This is a genomic window from Streptomyces sp. ID05-26A, from assembly GCF_033794685.1.
GTDB lineage: Bacteria > Actinomycetota > Actinomycetes > Mycobacteriales > Pseudonocardiaceae > Lentzea.
The window spans coordinates 702492-724782 of sequence record NZ_JARAYZ010000001.1; the positions used below are offsets into that span (position 1 = coordinate 702492).

The 22291-nt window shown below is 69.7% G+C and carries 23 protein-coding genes; 8 read left to right on the plus strand and 15 right to left on the minus strand.

Annotated features, from left to right (window positions below; all coding sequences use genetic code 11):
- Positions 1–2: 2 nt before the first annotated feature.
- From PV646_RS03425 to PV646_RS03435, 3 genes are all read right to left on the minus strand, one after another.
- Positions 3–1124 carry an exo-alpha-sialidase gene (locus PV646_RS03425; RefSeq protein WP_500339983.1) on the minus strand — a complete coding sequence of 374 codons (1122 nt, stop codon included), beginning with the start codon at positions 1122–1124 and terminating at the stop codon, positions 3–5.
- A 137-nt stretch (positions 1125–1261) separates the two neighbouring features.
- Complete coding sequence (gene recG, locus PV646_RS03430) at positions 1262–3418, minus strand: ATP-dependent DNA helicase RecG (protein ID WP_500339984.1); 2157 nt, start codon at positions 3416–3418, stop codon at positions 1262–1264.
- 14 nt (positions 3419–3432) lie between these two features.
- Positions 3433–5043, minus strand: a complete 1611-nt coding sequence (locus PV646_RS03435) for a DAK2 domain-containing protein (protein ID WP_500339985.1) — start codon at positions 5041–5043, stop codon at positions 3433–3435.
- Positions 5044–5191: 148 nt separating this feature from the next.
- Between PV646_RS03435 and rpmB the strand changes: the two genes are divergently transcribed.
- The gene (rpmB, locus tag PV646_RS03440; RefSeq protein WP_258947721.1) at positions 5192–5383 is read left to right on the plus strand and encodes a 50S ribosomal protein L28; all 192 of its coding nucleotides are present in this window, start codon (positions 5192–5194) and stop codon (positions 5381–5383) included.
- Positions 5384–5402: 19 nt separating this feature from the next.
- On the opposite strand, the gene PV646_RS03445 is transcribed toward rpmB, so the two are convergent.
- From PV646_RS03445 to PV646_RS03465, 5 genes are all read right to left on the minus strand, one after another.
- Positions 5403–6620, minus strand: a complete 1218-nt coding sequence (locus PV646_RS03445) for an MFS transporter (RefSeq protein ID WP_500342258.1) — start codon at positions 6618–6620, stop codon at positions 5403–5405.
- The gene (locus tag PV646_RS03450; RefSeq protein ID WP_382441118.1) at positions 6605–7279 is read right to left on the minus strand and encodes a uracil-DNA glycosylase; all 675 of its coding nucleotides are present in this window, start codon (positions 7277–7279) and stop codon (positions 6605–6607) included. Before PV646_RS03450 ends, PV646_RS03445 begins: the two co-directional genes overlap by 16 nt.
- Before the next feature lie 183 nt (positions 7280–7462).
- Complete coding sequence (locus PV646_RS03455; protein WP_500339986.1) at positions 7463–7984, minus strand: gamma carbonic anhydrase family protein; 522 nt, start codon at positions 7982–7984, stop codon at positions 7463–7465.
- Between the two features lie 10 nt (positions 7985–7994).
- Positions 7995–8405, minus strand: coding sequence for a GNAT family N-acetyltransferase (locus tag PV646_RS03460; RefSeq protein WP_500339987.1), 411 nt, complete (start codon positions 8403–8405; stop codon positions 7995–7997).
- Between the two features lie 56 nt (positions 8406–8461).
- Entirely contained in the window at positions 8462–9430 is a 969-nt protein-coding gene (locus PV646_RS03465) for a thiamine-phosphate kinase (RefSeq protein ID WP_500339988.1), read from the minus strand.
- A 97-nt stretch (positions 9431–9527) separates the two neighbouring features.
- On the opposite strand from PV646_RS03465, the gene PV646_RS03470 reads away from it, so the two are divergent.
- The gene (locus PV646_RS03470) at positions 9528–9761 is read left to right on the plus strand and encodes an Lrp/AsnC ligand binding domain-containing protein (RefSeq protein ID WP_090008449.1); all 234 of its coding nucleotides are present in this window, start codon (positions 9528–9530) and stop codon (positions 9759–9761) included.
- A 23-nt stretch (positions 9762–9784) separates the two neighbouring features.
- Entirely contained in the window at positions 9785–10348 is a 564-nt protein-coding gene (locus tag PV646_RS03475; protein ID WP_500339989.1) for a DUF3515 domain-containing protein, read from the plus strand.
- Here the strand turns inward: PV646_RS03475 and PV646_RS03480 are convergent.
- Positions 10345–11394: a D-alanine--D-alanine ligase family protein gene (locus tag PV646_RS03480; protein WP_500339990.1), complete on the minus strand. Its 1050-nt coding sequence runs from the start codon at positions 11392–11394 to the stop codon at positions 10345–10347. The genes PV646_RS03475 and PV646_RS03480 overlap by 4 nt on opposite strands.
- A 57-nt stretch (positions 11395–11451) precedes the next feature.
- On the opposite strand from PV646_RS03480, the gene PV646_RS03485 reads away from it, so the two are divergent.
- Entirely contained in the window at positions 11452–12405 is a 954-nt protein-coding gene (locus PV646_RS03485; protein ID WP_500339991.1) for a GNAT family N-acetyltransferase, read from the plus strand.
- Here PV646_RS03485 and pdxR read toward each other — a convergent pair.
- Entirely contained in the window at positions 12389–13759 is a 1371-nt protein-coding gene (gene pdxR / locus PV646_RS03490; RefSeq protein ID WP_500339992.1) for a MocR-like pyridoxine biosynthesis transcription factor PdxR, read from the minus strand. The two genes, PV646_RS03485 and pdxR, sit on opposite strands and share 17 nt — an antisense overlap.
- Before the next feature lie 67 nt (positions 13760–13826).
- On the opposite strand from pdxR, the gene PV646_RS03495 reads away from it, so the two are divergent.
- Positions 13827–14516 (plus strand): pyridoxamine 5'-phosphate oxidase family protein, encoded by a 690-nt coding sequence (locus PV646_RS03495; RefSeq protein WP_500339993.1) that lies wholly within the window; start codon positions 13827–13829, stop codon positions 14514–14516.
- On the opposite strand, the gene PV646_RS03500 is transcribed toward PV646_RS03495, so the two are convergent.
- The 4 genes from PV646_RS03500 to PV646_RS03515 all read right to left on the minus strand — a co-directional run bounded on the left by PV646_RS03500 (position 14497) and on the right by PV646_RS03515 (position 17859).
- The gene (locus PV646_RS03500; protein ID WP_452255307.1) at positions 14497–14955 is read right to left on the minus strand and encodes a cysteine dioxygenase; all 459 of its coding nucleotides are present in this window, start codon (positions 14953–14955) and stop codon (positions 14497–14499) included. The genes PV646_RS03495 and PV646_RS03500 overlap by 20 nt on opposite strands.
- 119 nt (positions 14956–15074) lie before the next feature.
- The gene (locus tag PV646_RS03505) at positions 15075–16142 is read right to left on the minus strand and encodes a cystathionine gamma-lyase (RefSeq protein ID WP_500339994.1); all 1068 of its coding nucleotides are present in this window, start codon (positions 16140–16142) and stop codon (positions 15075–15077) included.
- A complete protein-coding gene (locus PV646_RS03510; RefSeq protein WP_500339995.1) occupies positions 16139–17149 on the minus strand; it encodes an NAD(P)H-dependent glycerol-3-phosphate dehydrogenase in 1011 nt (336 codons plus the stop codon). The genes PV646_RS03505 and PV646_RS03510 overlap by 4 nt, the downstream gene beginning before the upstream one ends.
- Before the next feature lie 2 nt (positions 17150–17151).
- Positions 17152–17859 carry a lysophospholipid acyltransferase family protein gene (locus tag PV646_RS03515; RefSeq protein ID WP_500339996.1) on the minus strand — a complete coding sequence of 236 codons (708 nt, stop codon included), beginning with the start codon at positions 17857–17859 and terminating at the stop codon, positions 17152–17154.
- Positions 17860–17930: 71 nt separating this feature from the next.
- On the opposite strand from PV646_RS03515, the gene cofC reads away from it, so the two are divergent.
- From cofC to PV646_RS03530, 3 genes are all read left to right on the plus strand, one after another.
- Complete coding sequence (gene cofC, locus PV646_RS03520) at positions 17931–18554, plus strand: 2-phospho-L-lactate guanylyltransferase (RefSeq protein WP_500339997.1); 624 nt, start codon at positions 17931–17933, stop codon at positions 18552–18554.
- A 53-nt stretch (positions 18555–18607) separates the two neighbouring features.
- On the plus strand, positions 18608–19582 hold the full coding sequence (locus tag PV646_RS03525; protein WP_500339998.1) for a hypothetical protein: 975 nt from the start codon (positions 18608–18610) through the stop codon (positions 19580–19582).
- Positions 19583–19754: 172 nt separating this feature from the next.
- On the plus strand, positions 19755–20921 hold the full coding sequence (locus tag PV646_RS03530; protein WP_500339999.1) for an acyltransferase family protein: 1167 nt from the start codon (positions 19755–19757) through the stop codon (positions 20919–20921).
- On the opposite strand, the gene PV646_RS03535 is transcribed toward PV646_RS03530, so the two are convergent.
- Positions 20843–22279, minus strand: coding sequence for an LVIVD repeat-containing protein (locus PV646_RS03535; RefSeq protein ID WP_500340000.1), 1437 nt, complete (start codon positions 22277–22279; stop codon positions 20843–20845). The two genes, PV646_RS03530 and PV646_RS03535, sit on opposite strands and share 79 nt — an antisense overlap.
- Positions 22280–22291 lie beyond the last annotated feature (12 nt).

Below are 22291 nucleotides of genomic sequence, written 5' to 3' on the forward strand. Positions count from 1 at the left end.
CTCTACCCGGGGAACGGCGGCAGGCTGCTCGTGGCCCAGCTCGTGTGGCAGCTGCCGTTCGCCGCGAAGTCGCTGGCGAACCCGATGAGCTCACGGCCGTCGAGCGACGCCACCCCGCTCGGGTGGTAGTTGGGGCAGCTCTCGTCCCGCGCGCCCGGCACCGGGACGGGCGCGGGGACCGCGTACCAGCCGTCCCTGCCGCCGTTCTCGGAGACGAAGACCGTCCGGCCGTTGCCGGGGTCGACCTTGCCGTCGGCGGACATCAGCATCTGTCCCATGAGGATCACGCGCCCCCGTGACGTGCCGTTGGGCGCGAGGGTGATCGACGGCGTGTGCGCGAAGTACTTGCCGTCCTTCGTCGTCGGCCTGGTGCCGTGCCACTTCGGGTCACCCCAGCCGACACCGTCGGCAGAACTGCGGTGGTAGGCCTCGCAGAAGTACTGGTCCGGCTGCGAGCAGATCTCGTACATCATGTAGAACTCGCCGGTCGGCAGCCTCTTGACCTGCGGCATCCCTGGCCGCAGCCAGCCGTCCGAGACAGCGACGACCTTCTCCTTGCCCGACCAGATGACGCCGTCACGCGACACCGACCGCCCGATGTACTGGCTGTGCTTCTCGTGCGTCTCGTCGGCGAAGTAGCAGTTCAGCCGCCCTCGGGCGTCAACGGACAGGTCCGGCTCCCACAGCCCGCCACCGGGCAGCGCCCGCGCGCACTCCGACAGGTGGTGCCACGTCTCGCCGGCGTCGTCGCTGCGCCAGATCCGCGCCTTGAGCCCTTCCTGCCGCGATCCCACCGACCCCGCCCACAACACGGTCCCGGCGGGCATCTCGCCGACCTGGCGCGGCAACTCGTAGAGGTGACCGCAGCAGGTCGCGTGGGCGCTCACCTCGTCGATGAACGTGCCGGCGGGCCGGAACTTCTTGCCGGCCCGGCCTGCGCGCAGGACGTTGACGGAGTGGAAGCCGTGCAGCGCCACGAGGATCGAACCGCGATGGGTGCCGTGTTCCAGGCGGATCGCGTGCGGGTAGCGGGACTCCTCGCCGGTGAGCAGGACCGGGTCCGCGAGGGCCGGGGCCGGGCTGGAGGCGAGGGTGAGAAGGGTGACGAGGGCAGTGAGGATCATGCGACGCACCGGTCGAACGTACCCAGACGTTTGGGCTCTACCGACCTGCCACGCGCACACCTTCAGGTGACGGAGGTGTGGAAGCCACGGGCGGTGGAGCCGCGGGTGCCGCCAGCTCCACCGGACACCGGAACCGGCTAGGTCTTCTCCAGGTACTCGGCCCGTTCCTCCGTCAACAGCGTCGCCACCATCGCAGCCAGCCCCGGATGCTCCACCAGGTCCGGATCGGCGTCCACGACCTGCTGAGCCGACGTGCGGGCGTCCGCGATGATGTCCTCGTCGCGCAGCAGCGACAGCATCTTCAGCCCCGACCGGCGGCCCGACTGGGCGGCACCCAGGATGTCGCCCTCGCGGCGCAGCTCCAGGTCGAGCTGGGCCAGCTCGAAGCCGTCCAGAGTGGACTCGACGGCGCGGAGGCGTTCCATCGTGGCCGTCATCTCCGGCATCTCGGTCACCAGCAGGCACAGGCCCGGTGCGCTGCCCCGGCCCACTCGGCCGCGGAGCTGGTGGAGCTGGGAGACGCCGAAGCGGTCCGCGTCCATGATGGCCATGACGGTGGCGTTCGGGACGTTGACGCCCACCTCGATGACCGTGGTGGCGACGAGGACGTGGACCTCGTTGGCCGAGAAGGCGCGCATCACCGCGTCCTTCTCGTCCGGGGGCATGCGGCCGTGCAGGATCTCGATGCGCAGGCCTCGCAACGGGCCCTGGGCGAGCATGGTGGCCACGTCGATCACGGACAGGGCCGGGCGCTTGTCCTCGTCGTCGGACTTCGCCGGTTCCTCGTCGCCGATGCGCGGGCAGACGAAGTACGCCTGGTGGCCCTTCGCCACCTCCTCGCGCACTCGGGCGAAGGCCCGGTCGAGCCACGTGGGCTTCTCGCGCACGGGCACCACCGAGGTCTTGATCGGGGAGCGGCCGCCCGGCAGTTCGCGCAGGGCCGAGACCTCCAGGTCGCCGTAGACCGTCATGGCGACGGTGCGCGGGATCGGGGTCGCCGTCATCACCAGGACGTGCGGGTTCTCCCGTTCGCCCCGCGCGCTCAACGCCGCTCGTTGTTCCACGCCGAAGCGGTGTTGTTCGTCCACGACGACCAGGCCGAGCGAGTGGAACTCCACCTTCTCCTGGATGATCGCGTGCGTGCCGACGACGATGCCCGCCTCGCCGGTCACGATGTCCAGCAACGCCTGACGGCGCTGGGCGGTGTTCATCGAGCCGGTCAGCAGCGTCACCCGCGTCGCGTCCTCGGCACCGCCGAGCTGGCCCGCCTGGGCCAGGTCGCCGAGCATCTCGGTCAGGGACCGGGCGTGTTGTGCCGCAAGGACTTCCGTGGGCGCGAGCATCGCGGACTGACGGCCCGCGTCGACGGCCTGGAGCATTGCTCGCAACGCGACCATGGTCTTGCCCGAGCCCACCTCTCCTTGCAGGAGGCGGTTCATCGGCACGGTCGACTCCAGGTCGGACGCGACCTGCTCGCCGACCTCCACCTGGCCCGCCGTCAGCGTGAACGGCAGCCTGGCGTCGAACGCGTCGAGGATGCCGCCGGACCGGCGGGCGCACGAGGGCGCGGGACGGGCCGTGGACGCCTTGCGGCGCTGGGCCAGCGCGAGCTGCACGGCCAGCGCCTCGTCCCACTTCAGGCGCAGCTGCGCCACCGAGATCTGCGCCCAGCTGTCCGGCCGGTGGATCGACCGCAGCGCGTCCTCCAGGCCGATCAGGCCCTGCTCCTCGCGGAAGTCGGCGGGCAGCGGGTCCTCCGGCACGCCGTCCCAGATCTCCAGCAGCTGCTTCACGCAGTTCGCGATGTTCCACGTGTTGATGTGCTGCGACGCCGGGTAGACGGGCAGGAACGCCTGCAGGAACGACGACCCGTCCTGCTCCGCGGTGAGGACCTCGAACGCCGGGTGGACCAGCTGCAGGTTCTGCCGGTAGCGGCCGACCTTGCCGGCGAACAGCGCGCGTGTGCCCGGCAGGAGCTCCTGCTCGGCCACGAACGCCGGCTTGCCGAAGAACACCAGGTGCAACTCGGACGTGCCGTCGGTGATCACGGCCTCGGTCATCTGGCCGCGGCGCGCCTTCATCTGGCGCTTCTGGCACTTGCGGACCTCGGCCTGCACCGTGACGTGCTCGTCGATTTCCAGCGAACGGATGTCTGTCAGCTTCCCGCGCTCGTCGTACCGGCGCGGGTAGTGGCGCAGCAGGTCACCGACCGTCGTGAGGCCGAGGCCGGTCTCCAGTGCGTCGGCGGTCTTCTTGCCGAGCAACGGCTGCAGCTTGTCGTCGAAGGAGATCATCGCGTCCCATTGAACTACTCGACACCGACAAAAATGACCGCGTCGGGCTGACCGCCCGGATAAGCGGTCACCTCGACCTCCGGATGGGTGACCCGCACGTGGTCCTCCAGCACGTCGGCCAGGCCCTCGGGCGCGTCGGCGCCCAGGATCACCGTGACCAGTTCTCCACCACCCGCCAGCATGCGGTCGACCAGCCGGCAGGACAGGTCCATCAACGACTCCGGCGCCGCAGGGCCCGGTTCGATCAGCACGACCTCGCCGTCCAGCATGCCCAGCAGGTCGCCGGGCTGGCAGCGGCCGACCCACGTCAGGGCTTCGTCCGCGGCGATCGCGAGTTCACCACGGCGCGTGGCGGCGGCAGCCTCGGCCATGGCGACAACGTCGTCACCGGCGCGCCGAGAGGAGTCGTGCACCGCCAACGCCGCGAGGGCCTGCACGGGCGAGAACGTCGGCACCACCACTACGTCCTGCCCAGCGGCCTGTGCGTACGCGACGGCTTCATCAAGTGCCTCACGGAGGTCCGGATCACCGGGCAGGACCGCGACGTGACGCGCGCGCGTCGACACGATGGCGGACAACAGGTCCGTGGGCGTCGCCGAAGAAGAAGCGAGGTCGAACACCGTGGCGCCTTCCGCACGGAACAGGTCCACGGCGCCGCTCACCACCACCACGATCGCCCGGTCGCGCACGAACCGAGAGGCCTGCGCGGCGATCTGATCGGCGAACCTCGCCACCGTGATGCGGTGCGGACGTCCAGCGCGCACACCCGACTCGATGGCCGCGCCGATGTCGTTGCAGTGCACGTGGACGGTCCACAGCGAGACGCCGTCCCCCACCACCGACACGCAGTCGCCCAGGCCGTTCAACGTGCCCCGCAGCTCGGCGACCAGCTCCTCCGAGGTGCCGTCGAGCAGGTACATGACCTCGTACTCGAACTCCGACGACCCGCTCTCACGCTCCGTCGTCAGCGACTCCGGGGTGCGCGGCAGCAAGGGCGCGTCCATCGGCGTCTCCACGCTCTGGCCGGTGATCACCGCCGCCAGTGTGTCCAACAACACAACGAGCCCACGCCCGCCCGCGTCGACCACCCCGGCCTTGGCCAGCACCGCGAGCTGACGGGGCGTATCGGCCAGGGCGACAGCCCCCGCGCGCGACGCCGCCATCACCACGTCGTCCAGTTCGTCCGATTCGCAGTCACGAGCGGCCTCGGACGCGGCGTGCAGCACCGAGAGCACGGTGCCGGGCACGGGCTTGGACACCGCGGCCGTGGCCAGCTCGTCCGCCCGGTGCAGGCCCTTGCGCAACGCCGTGCCGGTGACCAGCGAGACCTCCTGCACGGTCTCCGCCAGCCCCCTGAGCACCTGGGACAGGATCACGCCAGAGTTCCCGCGCGCCCCGGCCAGCGCACCGCGGGCGAGCGCCGACAGGGCGTCCCCCACCGTCGACATGGGCGAACGCAGCAGGGCGTCGAGCGCCGACTGCATCGTGTGCAGCAGGTTCGTACCTGTGTCACCATCCGGGACGGGGAAGACGTTGATCTGGTCGATCGACTCCCGATTGGCGTCCAACGACCGCACGCAGGCGTCTGCCCATCTGCGCACCGCGACCGCATCCATGACCTGCATGGCGGCGAGAGTATCCACCCGGTTTGGTCGCGGGTGAGCCCACCGGTTACCCTGACTGGGTTGCCGTGCCCGGTTGAGGCTTGTGCACGCTTGCGCGCCCACCGGGACGCGAGACCTACCGCTTGAGAAACCTGAAGGAGTGGCTGACGTGGCTGCCGTGTGCGACGTCTGTGCGAAGGGGCCGGGCTTCGGCCATTCGGTTTCGCACTCCCAGCGGAAGACGAACCGCCGCTGGAACCCGAACATCCAGTCTGTGCGCGCCAAGGTTTCGGCCTCGCAGCGCCAGCGGATCAACGTGTGCACGTCTTGCCTGAAGGCCGGCAAGGTCGTGCGCGGCTGATCACCGCCACAGTTCGTTTTTAGTGTGAGGAGAGCCCGGCTTCGGCCGGGCTCTTTTCGCGTTCCAGGGCACGGCGCACGAACACCAGACAGACGACGCCGACGAGCAACGCCCCGGTGCCGCCGATCGCGAACACCGCCCGCGGCCCCATGACGAGCAGCAACAACCCGGCCGCAGCCGTGCCGATCAAGTTCGCACCCGTCACCATCGATCCGACGGCGGCGAACGCACGCCCACGCATCTCCTCCGGCGTGCGCAACCGCACGATGGCGTTCATCGTCACGTTGTCCACGCCGTTCGACACGCCCCCGATGAACCACCCGATCACCGCCGCCGCGACGAACGGGAACGTCGCCGGGATGAGCACGGCGATGCCCGTGGTGATGCCGGTGATCGCCAACGCGTGGGCGAGCTGGGAGATCGACTTCAGCCGCGCCGCCAGCCGGTTGCCGACGATGATGCCGACCATCCAGCACGCCTGCATAGCGCCCAGCAGGAACTCGTTGCCGTGCAGCACGAACCGCACGAACGCGGGATCGGCCACGTTGATCACCACGGTCGCGCCGACGAAGCACGCCAGCCCGAGGATCGCCGCGAACAGCACGGAGTCCTGCCGCACGTGGCGGATACCGGCCATCGCGCTGGGCCGCGCCGCGTGTTCGCCAGACGGCCTGCGTTCGGACCGCACGAACGCAAGCAACGCCGCGTACGCGAGGAACGTGCAGCCGTCGATCAGCATCGCGGCCGGATGCCCGAAGAACCCGGCGAGCAGCGCTCCACCGGTGACACCGGCGATGTTGCCCACGCTGCGAGTCGTGCCGAGCAGGGCGTAGGCCCGCGTGGAGTTCTCCTCGCCCGCGATGTGCGGCACGAGTGCGGAGACGCAGGGCTGGGCGATCGCGCGGCCACAACCCGAGACGAACACCAACGCGACGACGAAGACCGGCTGCCCCATCAACGGCGCGATGGCCGCGATCGCGACGCCCTGGCACAGCAGGGCGACGATCAGCAGGCGTCGGTTGGGCAGGCGGTCGACGAGCATTCCGGCGAGCGGGGCGCCGAGCACGAACGGCAGCAGTTCGGCGACGAGGATCGCGGCGACCAGCAACGAACTGATCGGCGTCGCCCAGAACAGCAGGACCAGCAACGACAGGGCGTTGCCGAACTCGCTGACGGCCGCACCGGCGGCCGTCAGCGTCAGATCACGTCTTGACGGGGCAACTACGGGAGCTTCCAGTCGATCGGCTCCGCGCCCTGCTTCTCCAGCAGTTCGTTGGCACGGCTGAACGGCTTGGAACCGAAGAACCCGGAGTGCGCCGACAAAGGCGACGGGTGCGCGGATTCGATGGCGGGCAACGGTTCGAGCAACGGACGCAGGTTGCGCGCGTTGCGGCCCCACAGAATGGAGACCAGAGGTGCGTCACGGGCGGCGAGAGCCTTGATCGCCTGCTCGGTGACGGCCTCCCAGCCCTTGCCCTGGTGGGAGTTCGCCTTGCCGGGCTGCACGGTCAGCGCCCTGTTGAGCAACAGCACACCGCGTTCCGACCACGGCGTCAGATCACCGTTGGACGGAATCGGGTGGCCGAGGTCCTCGGCGTATTCCTTGTAGATGTTGATGAGCGACTTGGGAATGGGACGAACGTCCGGCGCGACCGAGAACGACAGACCGACCGCGTGGCCGGGCGTCGGATATGGGTCCTGGCCGACGATCAGCACCTTCACCTGGTGGAACGGCTGCTGGAAAGCACGCAGCACGTTCTCGCCCGCAGGAAGGTAGGTGCGACCGGCGGAAACCTCCGCGCGCAGGAACTCACCCATGGCGGCGATCTGGTCAGCAACGGGGGCGAGAGCTTCAGCCCAACCGGCTTCGACAACTTCAGTGAGGGGACGAGCCACGGCTGTGAACCCTATCTCACCTAGTGCCGCGTCAGTCGGCCTTTGCCCCGTATTCGATGTTCAGACGGTCGCATCGCGGTGCCGGCCCCGCGTCCCTGTACTGGTTGTACCGGGGCGCGGGGCCGGTGCCGCGAGGCGGCCTGCTGAGCGTCGAAGACGCGGCGACGGTCGGCTGACGCGGTACTAGTCAAGCCTACGGAGCTTCTCCCGGTACAAAGCGATGTTCTGAACGTATTTCTCCACGATGAATGCCCAGGCCTGTTCCGGCACAACGTGTCCGGCACGTTCTCGGGCGGGAACTCCCAGCACCATCGTGCGTTCGCGGACGTGTCCGTCGAACGAGACCACCGCGCCGGCGCCGACGATCGCGCCCTTTTCCACGATGGAACCGTTGAGCACCACCGAACCCGACGCGATGAGGCATTCGTCGGCGACGGTCGCGCCCTCGATGTGCACGTTGTGGCCGATGACGCAGGACGATCCGATGTGCACCGGGTGGACCTCGGTGCAGTGGACGACCGTGCCGTCCTGGATCGACGTGCGCTCGTCGATGACGATGCGCCCGTAGTCACCGCGCAGCACGGCTTGCGGCCACACCGAGGAGAACGCGCCGATGCGCACGTCGCCGATCACCGTCGCGTCCGGGTGCACGTACGCCTCCGGGTGGATCTGCGGCGTGTAGTCCCCCAGCGCATAGATGGCCATGCGCCTGAACCTACAACGACTTCCCGTAGCAGCGGCTCTCCGGGTGGTCCCGGTACACGCCGAAGTTGCCGATCCGCTCGTAGCCGCTGGAGGTGTACAGGCTGATCGCCTCCGGCTGGCGCAGTCCGGTCTCCAGCACCATCCGCTGAAGGCCGGCCTCTCGCGCCGTGGCTTCCAGGTGGGCGAGCACGAGCCGTGAGAGGCCTTTGCCGCGTGCGGAATCGATGACGTACATCCGCTTGATCTCGGCGGCGCCGGCCAGTTCGTCGTTCACGCGCCAGCCGCCGCACGCCACGGGCACCTCGTCCAGGTACCCGACGACGAAGTAGCCCAGCGGCGCGGCGAACTGCGCCGGGTCGACCGGCGTCACGTCGACGTCGCCGTAGCGCTCGACGTAGACCTGCTGGAGGTCCGCGATCATCTTGACCGAGTCTGGATGGTCATACGTGCGCGTGCATAGTTCCACGGTGTTGAAGTCTACGCGCGCCAGTGCTCCCAGCCAGGAGGTTTTTCGTAGACCCTGCCGTCGACCGTGACACCTTCGCCCGCGCGGACCGTGCCGATGGTCGTCCAGCCGGGCGGCACGGCCTTGGGTCCGGGGAACGTCGCCGCGAGGGCGTGGTCCTCGCCTCCGGTCAGGGCCCAGTGCCGCGCGTCTCCGCCGAGTGCCGACGCGACGTCGAGCAGGCGCGGGTGCAACGGCAGCAACTCGGTGCGGACGTCGATCGCGACGCCCGAGGAGTCCGCGATGTGACTCAGGTCCTGCAGCAGTCCGTCCGACACGTCGATCATCGACGTGGCGCCCGCCTCGGCGGCCCTGGGACCCTCCTCGTACGGCGGCTCCGGGGTGCGCTGGGCGTTCACGATGCCGACCGGCGAACGGAATCCGCGGCCGAGCACGGCGAGTCCCGCGGCGGCCCAGCCGAGCCTCCCGACGACCGCCACGACGTCCCCGACGAGCGCTCCGGACCTCGTGATCGGCTCGAGCCCGTTCATGTCTCCCATGGCGGTGATGGAGATCACGAGCGTGGCGGAGCTGACCATGTCGCCCCCGACGATGCCGGCCCCGGCCTTCGCCGCCTCGTCCCACAGTCCCGCCATGATCCCCTCCACGACGGACGCGGGGGTGTCCGCGGGGCACGCGAAACCGACGAGCAGAGCCGACGGCAGTGCTCCCATGGCGACGACGTCGGCGAGGTTCACGGCGGCCGCTTTTCGGCCCACCTGCTCGGGACTGGACCAGTCCAGTCTGAAGTGGACGCCCTCGACGAGCACGTCCATCGAGGCGACGACCCGTCCATCCGGGACGGCGACGACGGCCGCGTCGTCACCGGGACCGAGGATGGTCGTCTCCGGCTGCGCCCGACCGGTCGTCACCCGATGGATGAGATTGAACTCACCCACATCGGCGACCGTCTCCGCGTCGCGCGGCGGCTCCGGACGCAAAGTTGCCTCCCAATCTGAACAATCGGAACCCCAACTGGGGTACGTTGCGTGACACGTTCCTACCTCGACCCAACCTGTCGCGACGAAGGGGCACGCCGTGGTGCATGCATACATCCTCATCCAGACCGAGGTCGGCAAGGCCGCCGCAGTCGCCTCCGAGATCTCCGGGATCACCGGGGTAGCCACCGCAGAAGACGTCACCGGGCCTTACGACGTCATCGTGCGCGCCGAAGCGGAGACCGTCGACCAGCTCGGCCAGCTCGTGGTCGCGCGCATCCAGAACGTCGAAGGCATCACCCGCACCTTGACCTGCCCGGTGGTCCATCTCTAGCCAGCCCGTGTTGTCATAACCGGGTGACTCAGCAGGAATCCACGTCGGCGCTGTCCCGGCCGCTGCTCGCGGCGGTCGGACTCGCTGTCGTGCTCGCCATCGGTGTCGCCGGGCTCGGTCTGTGGCTGGGCACGGGAAACCAGTCCGAGGACGTACCCGGTCGCACGGGTCCCCTCGCGCTGGTCTCGATCGACGCTCCGTCGGCGGGCAGTCCGGAATGCGCTTCCCTGGTCGAGAAGCTCCCGCTGGGACTGCCGTCCGGCAAGGACATGCTGTCGCGCCGGGACCTCGCCTCGCCCGCTCCCCCCGCCACGGTCGCGTGGGGTGACGCCAAACACGATCCGGTGGTTCTGCGCTGCGGTCTGCCGCGACCGTCCGAACTGTCGGCGACCTCGCAGCTGCGCGTGATCTCCGACGTCCAGTGGCTCGAGCTGCCCGGTTCGGACAGCTCGACCTGGGTGATCGTGGACCGCGGCGTGTACGTGGCGCTGACGGTGCCCGCCGACGCGGGCACCGGACCGTTGCAGGACGTCTCGACGACGGTGCGCGACCTGCTGGCGAAGCAGCCGGTCAAGACGACCGCCTAACGAAGGCCTGAGCCCCGCGCGATCGCCGTCTCGATCAGCGTGGTCAGCAAGGTCTTGAAGTCGACGCCCGTCGCCTCCCACGCCTTGGGGTACATGGAGATCGGCGTGAAGCCGGGCATCGTGTTGAGCTCGTTGATGATCAGCTCGTGCTGCTCGGTGAGGAAGAAGTCCACCCTGGACAGACCCTGGCAGTCGAGCGCCCTGAAGGCGGTGACGGCCAGCTCGCGCAGCTGCGCGGTGATGTCGTCGTCGAGCTTCGCCGGGATGTCGGCCTCGTAGGAGTCGTTGACGTACTTGGCCTCGAAGTCGTACCAGTCGGCGCCCTCACCGACCGGGCGCAGCTCGGCGGGCAGCGAGGCCTCGACGCGGCCGTCCGGGAACTCCAGCACCGCGACCTCGATCTCGCGGGCGTTCTGCACACCGGCCTCGATGATGACCTTGGGATCGTGCCGGCGCGCCTCGAAGATGGCGGCGTCGAGGTCGTCCCAGTCGCTGACCTTCGAGATGCCGACGGACGACCCGGCGCGGGACGGCTTCACGAACACCGGCAGCCCGAGGTGCTCGCGCTCGTCGAGGGTCAGCGTGGTCGCGGCGCGGTCGAGGGCGACGAACCTGCCGACGCTGATGCCCTCGGCCTGCAGGATCTTCTTGGCGAACACCTTGTCCATCACGGCGGCCGACGCGAACACGCCGGGACCGACGTAGGGGACGCCGCCGAGTTCGAGCAGGCCCTGGATCGTGCCGTCCTCGCCCCACGCGCCGTGCAGCAGCGGGAAGACGACGTCGACGTCCTCGAGCGCCTGGCCCGGCTCCACCGCCGTGACGGTCCGGTTCCGCAGCGTCGGAAGCTTTCCGGCGCTCGACTCCAGCGCGGTCGGGTCCGTGCCGAGTGCCCACTGCCCCTGCGGCGTGATGCCGACCGGCACCACCTCGAACCGGTCCGCGTCGAGGTGCGGCAGGACGCTCTTGGCGGACTGGCAGGAGACCTCGTGCTCGGAGCTGCGGCCGCCGAAGACCACGGCCACCCTCGTCTTGCGCTGCGTCATGCGGGCGACCCTACCCGTTTGGGCGATTGTCCTTACCCGCCAGTTAGCCTCGGTCGCGTGCTGGAGATCAAACCGCTCGACCTGGGTGACGTGGCCCTGCTCGACGCCTACGCGGACGTGCGGATCGCGACCCTGGCGGGGACGGGACCGGGCCGGGAACGGATCGTCGAGTCGCTGCGGGAGACGAACCCGGACTTCAGCGAGGTGGTCCGGCTCGTCGCCCGGAGTGACGGCGAAGGCGTCGGCATCACCTCTGTGGGTCTGCTCGGTGGTGTGAACGCACGGCTGGCGGTCGGCCCGATCACCGTCCACCCGGAACACCTCAGGCAGGGCGTCGGCACCGCGCTGCTGGAGGCGTTGCTGCCGGAGCTGCGCGCTCGCGGCCGGGACACGTTCGAGAGCTGGGGCGTGGTCAAGGGCAGTGCGGGTGAGCACTGGGCGACGGCGCGCGGGTTCCACGTGGCCGCGTCCAGGGTGATCCAGACGCTCTCGATCGCCGGCGCCGTGCTGGAGCCGGTCGTCCCGACGGGGTACCGGATCGAACGGTGGATCGGCGCGACGCCGGACCACCTGCTCGTGTCGGTGGCCGAGACCCGGCAGTCGATCCACGACGCGCCCGCCACGACGTCCGCGGTGCGGGCACCGGAGTGGACGCCGGAGGTCGTGCGCGCCGAGGAGGCCGAGGCACGGGAGGCCGGCGTCGAGCAGCGCGTCGTCGTCGCGGTCGAGGAGGCCACCGGCCGGGTCGTGGCGCTGACCGACGTTCCGCTGCACCCCTCCGACACGACGCACTCCCGCTGGGGCAGCACGGTGGTCACGCCCTCCCACCGCGGCCATGGCCTCGGCCGGGTCATCAAGACGCACATGCTGCGCTGGCTGCGCACGGAACGGCCGGATCTGGAGCGCGTCGACACCGGGACGGACGCGGGCAACAGCCACATGATCCGCGTCAACGAGCAGCTGGGCTTCGTCGTCGACCGCGAGGTCGTCGTGGTCAGCCGTTCGTTCTGAGCAGGTCGGTGAGGACGGGCAGCGCGTTCACCAACTGCTCCCGCGAGCACGCGCTGTACCCGATGACGAGCCCGTGCAGCTTGGCCCGGTTCACGTAGTGCCGGGACAGGCCGTCGACCCGCAGTCCGCGTTCGAGCGCCTGCCTCGTCAGGTCGCGTTCCTGTTCGGCAGTGGGCAGCAGCACCACGACGTGGGCGCCCGCGTCGTCGCCGAGCACCTCGATGCCCGCGTCGGCGAACCTGTCGATGACGAGCGCACGCCGTTCGGACAGCTCCCGCCGGACCTTGCGCAGGTGGCGGCCGAGGTCGCCCATGCGTGCCAGCTCGACGACGACCCGCTGCCCCGCGGCCGCCGGGCTGGTGCCGGTCAGGTCGCGGTGTTCGAGGACGGTCGTGGCGATGTGCTCGGGCGCGACCATCCAGCCCGCGCCCAGGGTCGGTGTGAGGATCTTGCTCGTGGTGCCGAGGTGGACCACGACGTCCGGGGCGAGCGCGGCCAGTGACGGCAACGGCGCCACGTCGTAGCGGAGCTCACCGTCGTAGTCGTCCTCGATGACGAGCCAGCCGTCCCGTCGCGCGCGCTCGACCAGCGCGACCCGGCGACCGGCCGACATGCGACCGCCCAGCGGGTACTGGTGCGCCGGGGAGCAGTAGACCGCCTTGACTCCGGCGGGCACCGCCTCCGGGAGCAACCCCTCCGCGTCGACGAGCGCCTGCACGACCTTGAGGCCGTTGGCCTTGAAGACGCCGACCGCCCGCTGGTAGCCGGGTTCCTCGACGGCCACCACGTCGCCGCGCTCGAGCACCGCGACCGCGATCTCGGTCAGCACGGCGGTGGTGCCCCCGGTCGCCAGCACCGGGTCGGCGTTCACGGCCAGGCCTCGGTGACGCAGCAGGTGCTCGGCGATGGCCTCGCGGTACTCGGGCAGCCCCGCGCGTTCGGGACGGGACAGCGGAGGCGCGTCCGCCGCGGCCCGCCAGGCCCGGCGCCAGGCCGCCCGGTCCAGCCCGCTGGCCCACGGCGCGCCGGTGCCGAGGTCCACGAAATCAGTGATCACGGGCGTGACGGGCTTGCGCGAACGTTTGCGCAGCGGGCCAGGAGGCGTCGTGGTGACGTAGGTGCCGGAGCCGTGACGACCGGCGATCCACCCTTCCGCGTGCAACTGCTCGTAGGCGGCGGCAGTGACCGTGCGGGACACTCCCAGCGAGTCAGCCAACGCGCGCGTCGACGGCAGACGGTCGCCCGCACGCAGACGACCCTCCGACGCGGCGGAACGCAGGGCGTCGGCCAACTGGACGGCGAGTGGTTCGGCGGATTCGCGGTCCAGCGCCACGGGAAGCGCGGTCTCAGCCAAAGTGGCCTTCTCAAATCGATGGAAACTGGCGCTTCAATGATGCCACTTCGCAGCGCACAGTAAAACCATGACCTCTGACGTGCAGCTCTCCCCCACGCCCCGCAGCACCGTCGTCCGCGGCAAGAAGCGAGCCGTGGAAGACCGCCAGGTGCTCTACGACGTCCTCGACGCGGGCATGGTCTGCCACCTCGCCGTGGAGGTCGACGGGGCACCGTTCCTCATCCCCACCGCGTACGGGCGGGACGGCAACCGCATCTTCCTGCACGGCTCGACGGGCTCACGGTCCATCAGGAGCATGATCGAGGGCAAGCCGGTTTGCGTCGCGGTCACGCTCGTGGACGGCGTCGTCTACTCGCGCTCGGTGTTCCACCACTCGATGAACTACCGGTCCGCGATCATCCACGGCACCGCGAAGGTCGCCGAGGACTCCGAGCACGCACTGCGCACGATCGTCGAGCACGTCACGCCGGGCAGCTGGGACTACGCGCGCAGCCCGTCCAAGAAGGAGCTGGCGCAGACGGTCGCGCTGGAGATCGACCTGACCGAGGCGAGCGTGAAGGTGCGCGACGGCGGACCGGGCGAGGAGCCGTCGGACCTCGAAGCGAACCTCGTGTGGGCCGGGCACATGCCGCTCGTCCAGTCGTGGGGCGCACCTGTGCCGCACGAGACGGACAAGGCGATCCCGGCGCACGTGACCAGCCGCCGAGACGAGACGTCTCGTCTCGCGACAGGACAGGTCAGCGAACGGGGCCGTTGACCGGGTCGTAGCGGTACGGGGTCATGGCGCGTGTGCCGTGGCGGTAGACGTGGATCGACACCGCCGGATCCACGCCATCGTTGCGCACCTGGTGCACATAACCGGGCCCCCACACACGCGACTGACCGGCGTGCAGCGAGTGCACGACCTGGATCTTCGTGGTGACGACCTCGGTCAGCTGCCCGCTGACCACGGTGAACGCGCCGGAGGTGTGGTCGTGGTCGTGCAGCGACGCGGTCTGGCCGGGCAGCCAGCTCATCAGCCAGATCTCCTGGTCGTCGGTCTTGTCGACCAACGCCGAGAAGCGCTCCTCCATGTCGTACCGGAGCAGGTGCTTCCAGCGGTCGCGATCGGCGGACCACGACAGAGCCACCCGGACTGGGTGCAACAGGGCGGAGTTCTCAGGCAGAACGAGGCTGTTCTCGGGAACGGCGAACATCGGGAGAAAAGTCCTTACCAGGCGAATGCGCGAAAAGAGGACGCGGGACTATCGCCAGGTACAACAGCAACATGCGTTGAAGGACATGGAGCAGAGGGTCCCGGAACCGGGACCCTCCGTCAATCCAGTCCCAAGGCGTGGGACACGTCCGCGACCAGGTCTCGAGTGTCCTCACAGCCGGCCGAGAAACGCACCAGGCCCTCCGGCACCGGGTCGCCGAACTGCGCCCGCCGGTCCGCCGTCGAGTGCAGGCCGCCGAACGACGTCGCGGCCGACACCAGCTTCGAGCGCGACAGGAACTCGTTCACCGCGGCCACGTCCTGAAGTTCGAACGTCAGCACGCCGTTGAACCGCCGCATCTGCTGCGCCGCCACGAGGTACGCCGGGTCGTCCGACGCGCCGGGCCAGCGCAACCCGGCCACGCGGCCCTTGAGCAACGCGTAGATCGCCGCCGCGTTCTCGGCCTGCCGCGCGAGCCGCAGGTCCAGGGTTCCCAGGCCGCGCAGCGCGAGCCACGTCTCGAACGGGCCGGGGATCGCGCCGTTCAGCGTCCGCGCGTCGCGCACTCGTGCTGCCAGGCCGGCGTCCGCCAGTGTCACGTGTCCGAAAAGGACGTCGCTGTGCCCGGCGACCGCCTTGGTGTCCGAGGCGACCACGACGTCCGCGCCCAGCTCCAGCGGCCGTTGCCCCAGCGGCGTCGCGGTCGTGTTGTCCACGGCCAGCAACGCGCCCGCGGCGTGTGCCTGCGCGGCCAGCTCCGCGATGTCGCAGACGTCCAGGCCGGGGTTGGACGGCGTCTCCAGCAGGACGAGCCGGACGCCGTCGAAGGACGGGTACGGCCCGGCCGTCGGCACCTCGACCACGTTCACGTCCATTTCGGACACGAACCTGCGGGTCAGGAAGTAGCCGTCGGAGGGGACGACCAGAGTGTCCCCAGTGGACAGAACCGTTCGCAGCAACGTCGAGATCGCCGCCATCCCGGACGGGAAGACGACGCACTCGCCCCCTTCCAGGGACCCCAGGGCGTTCTCCAGGGCGCGCCACGTGGGGTTGCCCGCGCGGCCGTAGTAGTCCTGGCCGCCCAGGTGGTACGCCGACGCGAACACCGGCTGTGCGCCGAACGGGTCGCCCGGCGCTCCCTGAGTGGAGTGCACGACCCGCGTGCCGTCACCGAGTTCGGGGGTCACTGGCGCTCGTGCTTCCGGTCGCGGCCCAGCAGCGCGGCGCCGAGCTCGCGCACGCTCAGCCCGTCGTGGCAGACCTGGTGGATGCCTTCGGTGATCGGCATGTCGACACCGTGCGCGCCGGCCAGTTCGCGGATCGACGAGCAGGACTTCACGCCCTCGGCGACCTGTCCGTGCGCGGCTTCCTGCGCCTGCGCGAGGGTCTCACCGCGCCCGAGCCGTTCGCCGAAGGACCGGTTGCGCGACAACGGCGACGCGCACGTCGCCACCAGGTCGCCCAGCCCGGCGAGGCCCGCGAACGTCAGCGGGTCGGCACCCAGCGCCGCGCCCAGCCGCGCGGTCTCGGCCAGGCCGCGGGTGATGATCGACGCCATCGTGTTGTCGCCGTAGCCCATGCCCGCCGCCATGCCGCACGCCAGCGCGATGACGTTCTTGCACGCCCCGCCCAGCTCGCAGCCGACCACGTCGGTGTTGGTGTACGGGCGGAAGTACGAGTTCGAGCACGCGGCCTGCAGATCGACCGCCCGGTCGTGGTCCGTGCACGCGATGACCGTCGCCGTCGGCTGCTCGACGGCGATCTCCTTGGCCAGGTTCGGCCCGGACACCACGGCGACCTGCGACTCGTCGACGCCGGCGACCTCGCGGATCACCTCGCTCATGCGCTTCAACGTGCCGAGCTCGACGCCCTTGGACAGCGACACCAGGGTCGCGTCCGGCGGCAGCAGCTCCTTCCACGCCGAGAGGTTCACCCGCAACGTCTGCGACGGCACGGCCAGCACCACCGCGTCCGCCCCGTCCAGCGCCTTGGCCGGGTCGGAGGTGGACGACAGGTTGGCCGGCAACGAGATGCCGGGCAGGTAGCCGGAGTTCACGCGGGTCTCGGTGATCTCCGAGGCGACCTCCTGGCGCCGCGCCCACAGCACGACCTCGGGGCCGGAGTCCGCGATGACCTTCGCGAAGGCCGTGCCCCACGAACCGGAGCCGAGCACCGCAACACGTTCGATCGCCATGGTCAGGCCTTCCTCGGTCCGTAGAAGCCCTCGGGTGCCGTTTCCCCGCGCACCTCGGCCAGGTTGTCCTTGACCGCGCCCATCAGCAGGTCCGTCACCTCGCGCAGCAACGGGAGCGTCTCCTCCCTGCCGCGGTAGGCGGAGAGGTCGACCGGCTCACCGACGAAGTGCGTGATCGTCTTGCGCGGGAACGGCCGGAACTTCTTCTGGTAGTGGTTGTAGAGGTCGAGCGTGCCCCAGCGGGCGATCGGGATGACCGGGCCGTCGTGCTGCAGGGCGAGCCGGGCCACGCCCGTGCGGGAGTTCGCGGGCCAGCCGTCGGGGTCCTTGGTGATCGTCCCCTCCGGGTAGATCACCACGCACTTGCCGTCCGCCAGCGCCTCGTGCGCCGCGCGCAGGCTCTGCTGGGCGTCCGTGGTGCCCCGGTAGACCGGGATCTGCTTCGCGCCCTTCAGGATCGCGCCCATGATCGGCACGTTCCACAGGCTGTGCTTCCCGAGGAAGCGCGGCACCCGGTAGTTCTTGTGCACGAACATGGCGTCGTAGCACGGGTCGAGGTGCGAGATGTGGTTCATGACGAGCAGCGCGGCACCTTCGCGCGGGATGCGCTCCCCGTGCACCATCCGGTGCCTGCCCAGCACGAACGACATCGGGTAGACGATCGCGGCGGCGACCCCGACCCAAAAGCCGCCCTTCTCCCTTTTGGCCACGAGGCCTCTCCTCACCTGCGTAGATCTGCGCCCGACAGCACAGTAGTCGCCGAATCGTGGACTATGGCGAGGTGCGGGATGAAGTTGACCTCCTGGTTCCGGTGAAGACCCTGGACCGGGCCAAGACCAGGCTGACCAGCGCGACCGGCGGAGATCCGGTGTCACACGCGGCGCTGGCGCTCGCGCTCGCCCTCGACACGGTGAGCGCGGCCATGGCGACGCCGGGCGTGCGGCGCGTGGTCACCATCACATCCGATCCGGCCGTCGCGTCCGAAATGGCCGGACTGGGCGTCGAGTCGCTGCCGGAGCCTCCGCGACCCGGACTCAACGCGGCGCTCCAGCACGGCGCTCGCACCCTCCGGTCGGCCCGCGTCGGCGCTCTGCAGGCCGACCTGCCCGCACTCAGGTCCGACGAACTCCAGGCCGCGCTCGAAGCCGCACGCGGGCGGCGCGCGTTCGTCCCGGACCGTCAGGGCACCGGCACCACGCTGCTCCTCGCCACGCCGGGTGGAGAGCTCGACCCGCGGTTCGGCGTCGGATCGGCCGGGCACCACCGCGTTTCCGGTGCGGTCGCGCTCATCGGAGCGTGGCCGTCGCTGCGCTGTGACGTGGACACCGAAGAGGATCTGCGGCTCGCGCTGATGCTCGGCCTCGGCGCGCACACCGCGAACGCCTTGCCCGCCTGGACAACCTGAACAGTCGTCACACGTCTTCCGGGTCACTGGGGTGATCACGACTTGGGAGACTGATGCGAGCGCTCATCGCGCTGGCGGGTGTCACGGCCATCGCGGGCTGTGTCGCCGCCTATCCGATCGACCGGCCGTCCGACTACACGGCGGAGAGCAGGCTCAGCACCTGCCGGGTGGACCTGCCCCAGAGCTGGAAGGACCTGCTGGCCCGCGACCGGACGGAGGCGGGCCCGCACGAGAAGGTCACCGTCGTCGCGGCGAACGAGGACGCCGGCACCACGCTGGTGAAGACCACGCGGAACCGGACGACCGAACTCGTGCTGCACGACCACGGGAAACGCCAGCAGGTGATGGCGGTCCAGAACGACGGACAGCTCTTCGGCGTGGAGTTCGACGGCCGCTGGGTGACCTTCTCCACGACACCGAGCCCGGCCGACCACACCACCACGACCTACGCGTGGGACTCGCGCAACGACGGCGCGCCCATGAGGATCGGCGACAGCGGCGCCGTGGTGCACAACGGCAAAGCGGCCTGGTCGGACCGCGCGGGCGTGCACGTCTACGACCTGGCGAAGAAGAAGGACAGGGTCATCGGTCCCGGCGAGGAACCGGCCTTCCTCGGTGACTCGGTCATCTGGTTGCAGGACGGCCGGTTCCGCGCCGAGGGTGCGGTGCCCGAACAGCTGCGGAACGCGAAACCCGATGCCAGCGTGGCATCCGACGGCCGCACGGTGGTGTGGACGCAGGGCGAGAAGCTGCTCGGCTGGCGCGAGGGCTGGACCGAGACGCGGGAGCTGGCGGGCATCGAGTCCGCGCCGCTGACCGAGGGCATCGTGTTCCCGCGGGTCAGTGGCGACTTCGTGTCGTGGCAGTCGGAGTCCTCGTACGTCACGGACATCCGCAGCGGCGCGACCATGCACACCACCGAGGGCGGGTACTGGCTGGAGGTGCACGGCGGAGCGTTGACGCAGCAGGGCTGGCGGGTCGCGGCCACCGCGCCGCTGGCGAAGCTGTCGTCGCTCGACCGCTGCTGACGCGCGGGCATTTGACCGTTTCACGCCTGATCAGGCCGTGACGAACGCCACGAAAATGTTGGTTTGGGCAACGCAACAGGGAACCCCGGCACCTTTACATCCGTATCCCCCTGTGCCGACGACGTTCCCCCCGACGTCGTCCCCCGACGCGTTGCCCTGAGGTGTTTACTGCATGAGTTCCCTGACGCACGCCGACTACCTGGCGTTGCGCCGCTTTCCCGCTCTCGACGGCCTGCGCGCCATTGCCGCGGTGCTCGTCGTCTTCTTCCACTACGGCGGCCCTGACTGGCTCCAGGGCTGGGCCGGTGTCCAGATGTTCTTCGTCCTCAGCGGATTCCTGATCACCACGCTGATGCTGCGCGAGGAGCACCGGACCGGCCAGATCTCCCTCGGTGAGTTCTACCTGCGGCGGGCGTTCAGAATTCTCCCCGTCTACTTCGTGCTCCTGCTCGTGACGGTCGTGGCGTCCGCGTTCGCGGGCACGTTCCTGAGCAACGGCGTCGGCCCCGCGCTTCCGTACTTCCTCTCGTTCACCAACGAGTTCGCCGGCTCGAGCCCGTACGGACAGTCCTGGTCGCTGGGCATCGAGCAGAAGTTCTACCTGGTCTGGCCGCTGGTGGCGATCGCGCTCGGCACCGTCGTGCTGCGCCGCCGCGCCGGTGCCGCCGCCCTCGGCATGCTGCTCGCGCTCGTGGTCGTGAACTTCACCTCGGCGCACAGCAACCCCGGCTGGCCGTTGCACTACTTCTCGATCCTGGCGGGCGTGCTGCTCGCGATCGCGCTGCACAGCCCGCGCGGATACGCCCTGCTGCGCCCGCTCACGAGCAGGCCCGCGCAGGTCGTCGTCGCGATCGGATTCGTCGCGGTGCACCTGAGCGTGAAGCCGATCGCCGGTTTCCTCGACGGGCTCAACGGGATTCCCGGCCACGTGCTGGTCATCCCGGTGTACGCGCTCGCGACGGCGGTGCTGCTCACGGCGATGATCGCGCCGGGACCGGCCACGACCTTCCTGTCGCTCAAGCCGATGCAGTTCGTCGGCGAGCGCTCGTACTCCCTTTATCTGGTGCAGACGATCGCCGCGACGATCATCGCGTTCTTCTGGCCCGCTCTGTCCGGTCTCGGCCAGTCCGTCGTGGTCACGGCACTGGGACTGGCGCTGGCGAGTGTTCTCTACGTGACCGTGGAGATCCCGATGATCAACCTCGGCCGGCGCGTGATCACCCGCCAGCGCGCGAAGGCCGCCGTCAAGGCAGGCGTGGCTCAGCAGGGTGCGCCGCAGGCTCCCACGCCGCAGTCCGAGTCGTCTCGGCTCGCGACCATCGGGCAGGCCCAGCCGTAGAACGGGTTCGGGGCGAGCGGCACGGGTTCCCGGTCGCTCTCCCTGGCCAGTTCCCTGGCGTGGTGCGCGGTCAGCGTCACGGGAGTGCCGCTCGCCTGCGCCTCGTACGCGCCCTTCTCCAGCTGCAGGATCTCGACGCCGCGCGAGATGTCCGCCACGAACACGGTGCCGCGGTGCCAGTACGGCGCCCACGACGTCGCGGTGTCCGGCCTCCAGTACCCGATCTGGATCGGCTTGGCGGGGTTGGAGATGTCGAGGAACCGGGTGCCCTGGTTGTACCAGGAGTAGGCCACGATCCTCTTCTGCACGTCGAAGTAGTGCGCGGAGCACGTGACGTTGCCGGGGATCGTGCCCTCCTGGTCGTCCGGGCTCCAGATGCCGACGGTCTTCATCTCCTTGGGCGTCTCGCCCCAGCCCTCACCGTTGTGCGTGCCCTGCAGCGACGAGATGACGAAACGCCCCTCGGTCTTGCAGGTGGGCGAGCCGAACGCCTCCTCGGTGTGCAGCAGGAGCGAGCCCGGCGGGTTCTCCCGCGTGGGCAACGGACCGTCGAGGAGCGTGCGGCCGATCGGGCGGAACGAGTTGTGCGTGAACGAGGTCGGCATGTCCGCCTTGGGCACGGTGCCGCCCGCGTACGGAACGGGATCCCACGCCTTGGCCTCGCGGTACTTGCCGGTCAACGGGTCGCGGTGCCAGCCCTGCGTGTAGTAGCCGCGGGTGCCGTCGTCGCCCGCCACCCACGCGATGCCCTGGGCGTCGACCTGGACGTCGTGCGTGATCTTCCCCTCGCCCGCCTTGCCGCGGACGTCGACGTCGTACGGCAGTTCCCTGGGCGTCTTCGGATCGCGGATGTCCGTGACGAAGATCCGCCCGGTCTTGGCGTCCGACCGGTCGAGCCCTGCGGTCCAGAGGAACTGGCAGTCGTTGACGCAAGTACTCGTGTGACCGGTGTTCTGCCTGTGAAAGCTGAGGATCTTGAGGTCAGCGGGGTCCACAGCGGACACGATGTAGTTGCCGGTCGGACGGTCGCCGGGCAGCGCGCGGCCGAACGAGTTGACCTCCCGCGCCAGGAACGCGAGCTTGCGCTTGGGGTCGACGTTGATGTCCTCGTTCTCCCAGAAGCGCTTCGTCGGGTCGTCGCCCGGCAGCGCCATCTCCTCCTTGGTGAGGTGGTCGAGGAGCTTCGGCTTGTCGAGATCGGTGACGTCGAACGTCTTGAGGCCGGTCTCCATGCTCACGAACGCCACGTCGCGCTTGCCGTACTGGGCGAACGCGATCGAGATGGCCCGTTCGGTACCGGGAAGCGAGGCTTTCAGGCGAACGTTCTTGGCCGCCGCCTGCAGTCGTGGTTTGTCCACCTGCGGAGTCCG

Excerpts from the sequence above, each read along its gene's own strand:
- PV646_RS03425 (WP_500339983.1), bottom strand. The coding sequence starts at position 1,124 with ATGATCCTCACTGCCCTCGTCACCCTTCTCACCCTCGCCTCCAGCCCG.
- recG (WP_500339984.1), bottom strand. The coding sequence starts at position 3,418 with ATGATCTCCTTCGACGACAAGCTGCAGCCGTTGCTCGGCAAGAAGACC.
- PV646_RS03435 (WP_500339985.1), bottom strand. The coding sequence starts at position 5,043 with ATGCAGGTCATGGATGCGGTCGCGGTGCGCAGATGGGCAGACGCCTGC.
- PV646_RS03455 (WP_500339986.1), bottom strand. The coding sequence starts at position 7,984 with ATGGCCATCTATGCGCTGGGGGACTACACGCCGCAGATCCACCCGGAG.
- PV646_RS03460 (WP_500339987.1), bottom strand. The coding sequence starts at position 8,405 with ATGATCGCGGACCTCCAGCAGGTCTACGTCGAGCGCTACGGCGACGTC.
- PV646_RS03480 (WP_500339990.1), bottom strand. The coding sequence starts at position 11,394 with ATGACGCAGCGCAAGACGAGGGTGGCCGTGGTCTTCGGCGGCCGCAGC.
- PV646_RS03495 (WP_500339993.1), top strand. The coding sequence starts at position 13,827 with ATGACCTCTGACGTGCAGCTCTCCCCCACGCCCCGCAGCACCGTCGTC.
- PV646_RS03500 (WP_452255307.1), bottom strand. The coding sequence starts at position 14,955 with ATGTTCGCCGTTCCCGAGAACAGCCTCGTTCTGCCTGAGAACTCCGCC.
- PV646_RS03510 (WP_500339995.1), bottom strand. The coding sequence starts at position 17,149 with ATGGCGATCGAACGTGTTGCGGTGCTCGGCTCCGGTTCGTGGGGCACG.
- PV646_RS03525 (WP_500339998.1), top strand. The coding sequence starts at position 18,608 with ATGCGAGCGCTCATCGCGCTGGCGGGTGTCACGGCCATCGCGGGCTGT.
- PV646_RS03530 (WP_500339999.1), top strand. The coding sequence starts at position 19,755 with ATGAGTTCCCTGACGCACGCCGACTACCTGGCGTTGCGCCGCTTTCCC.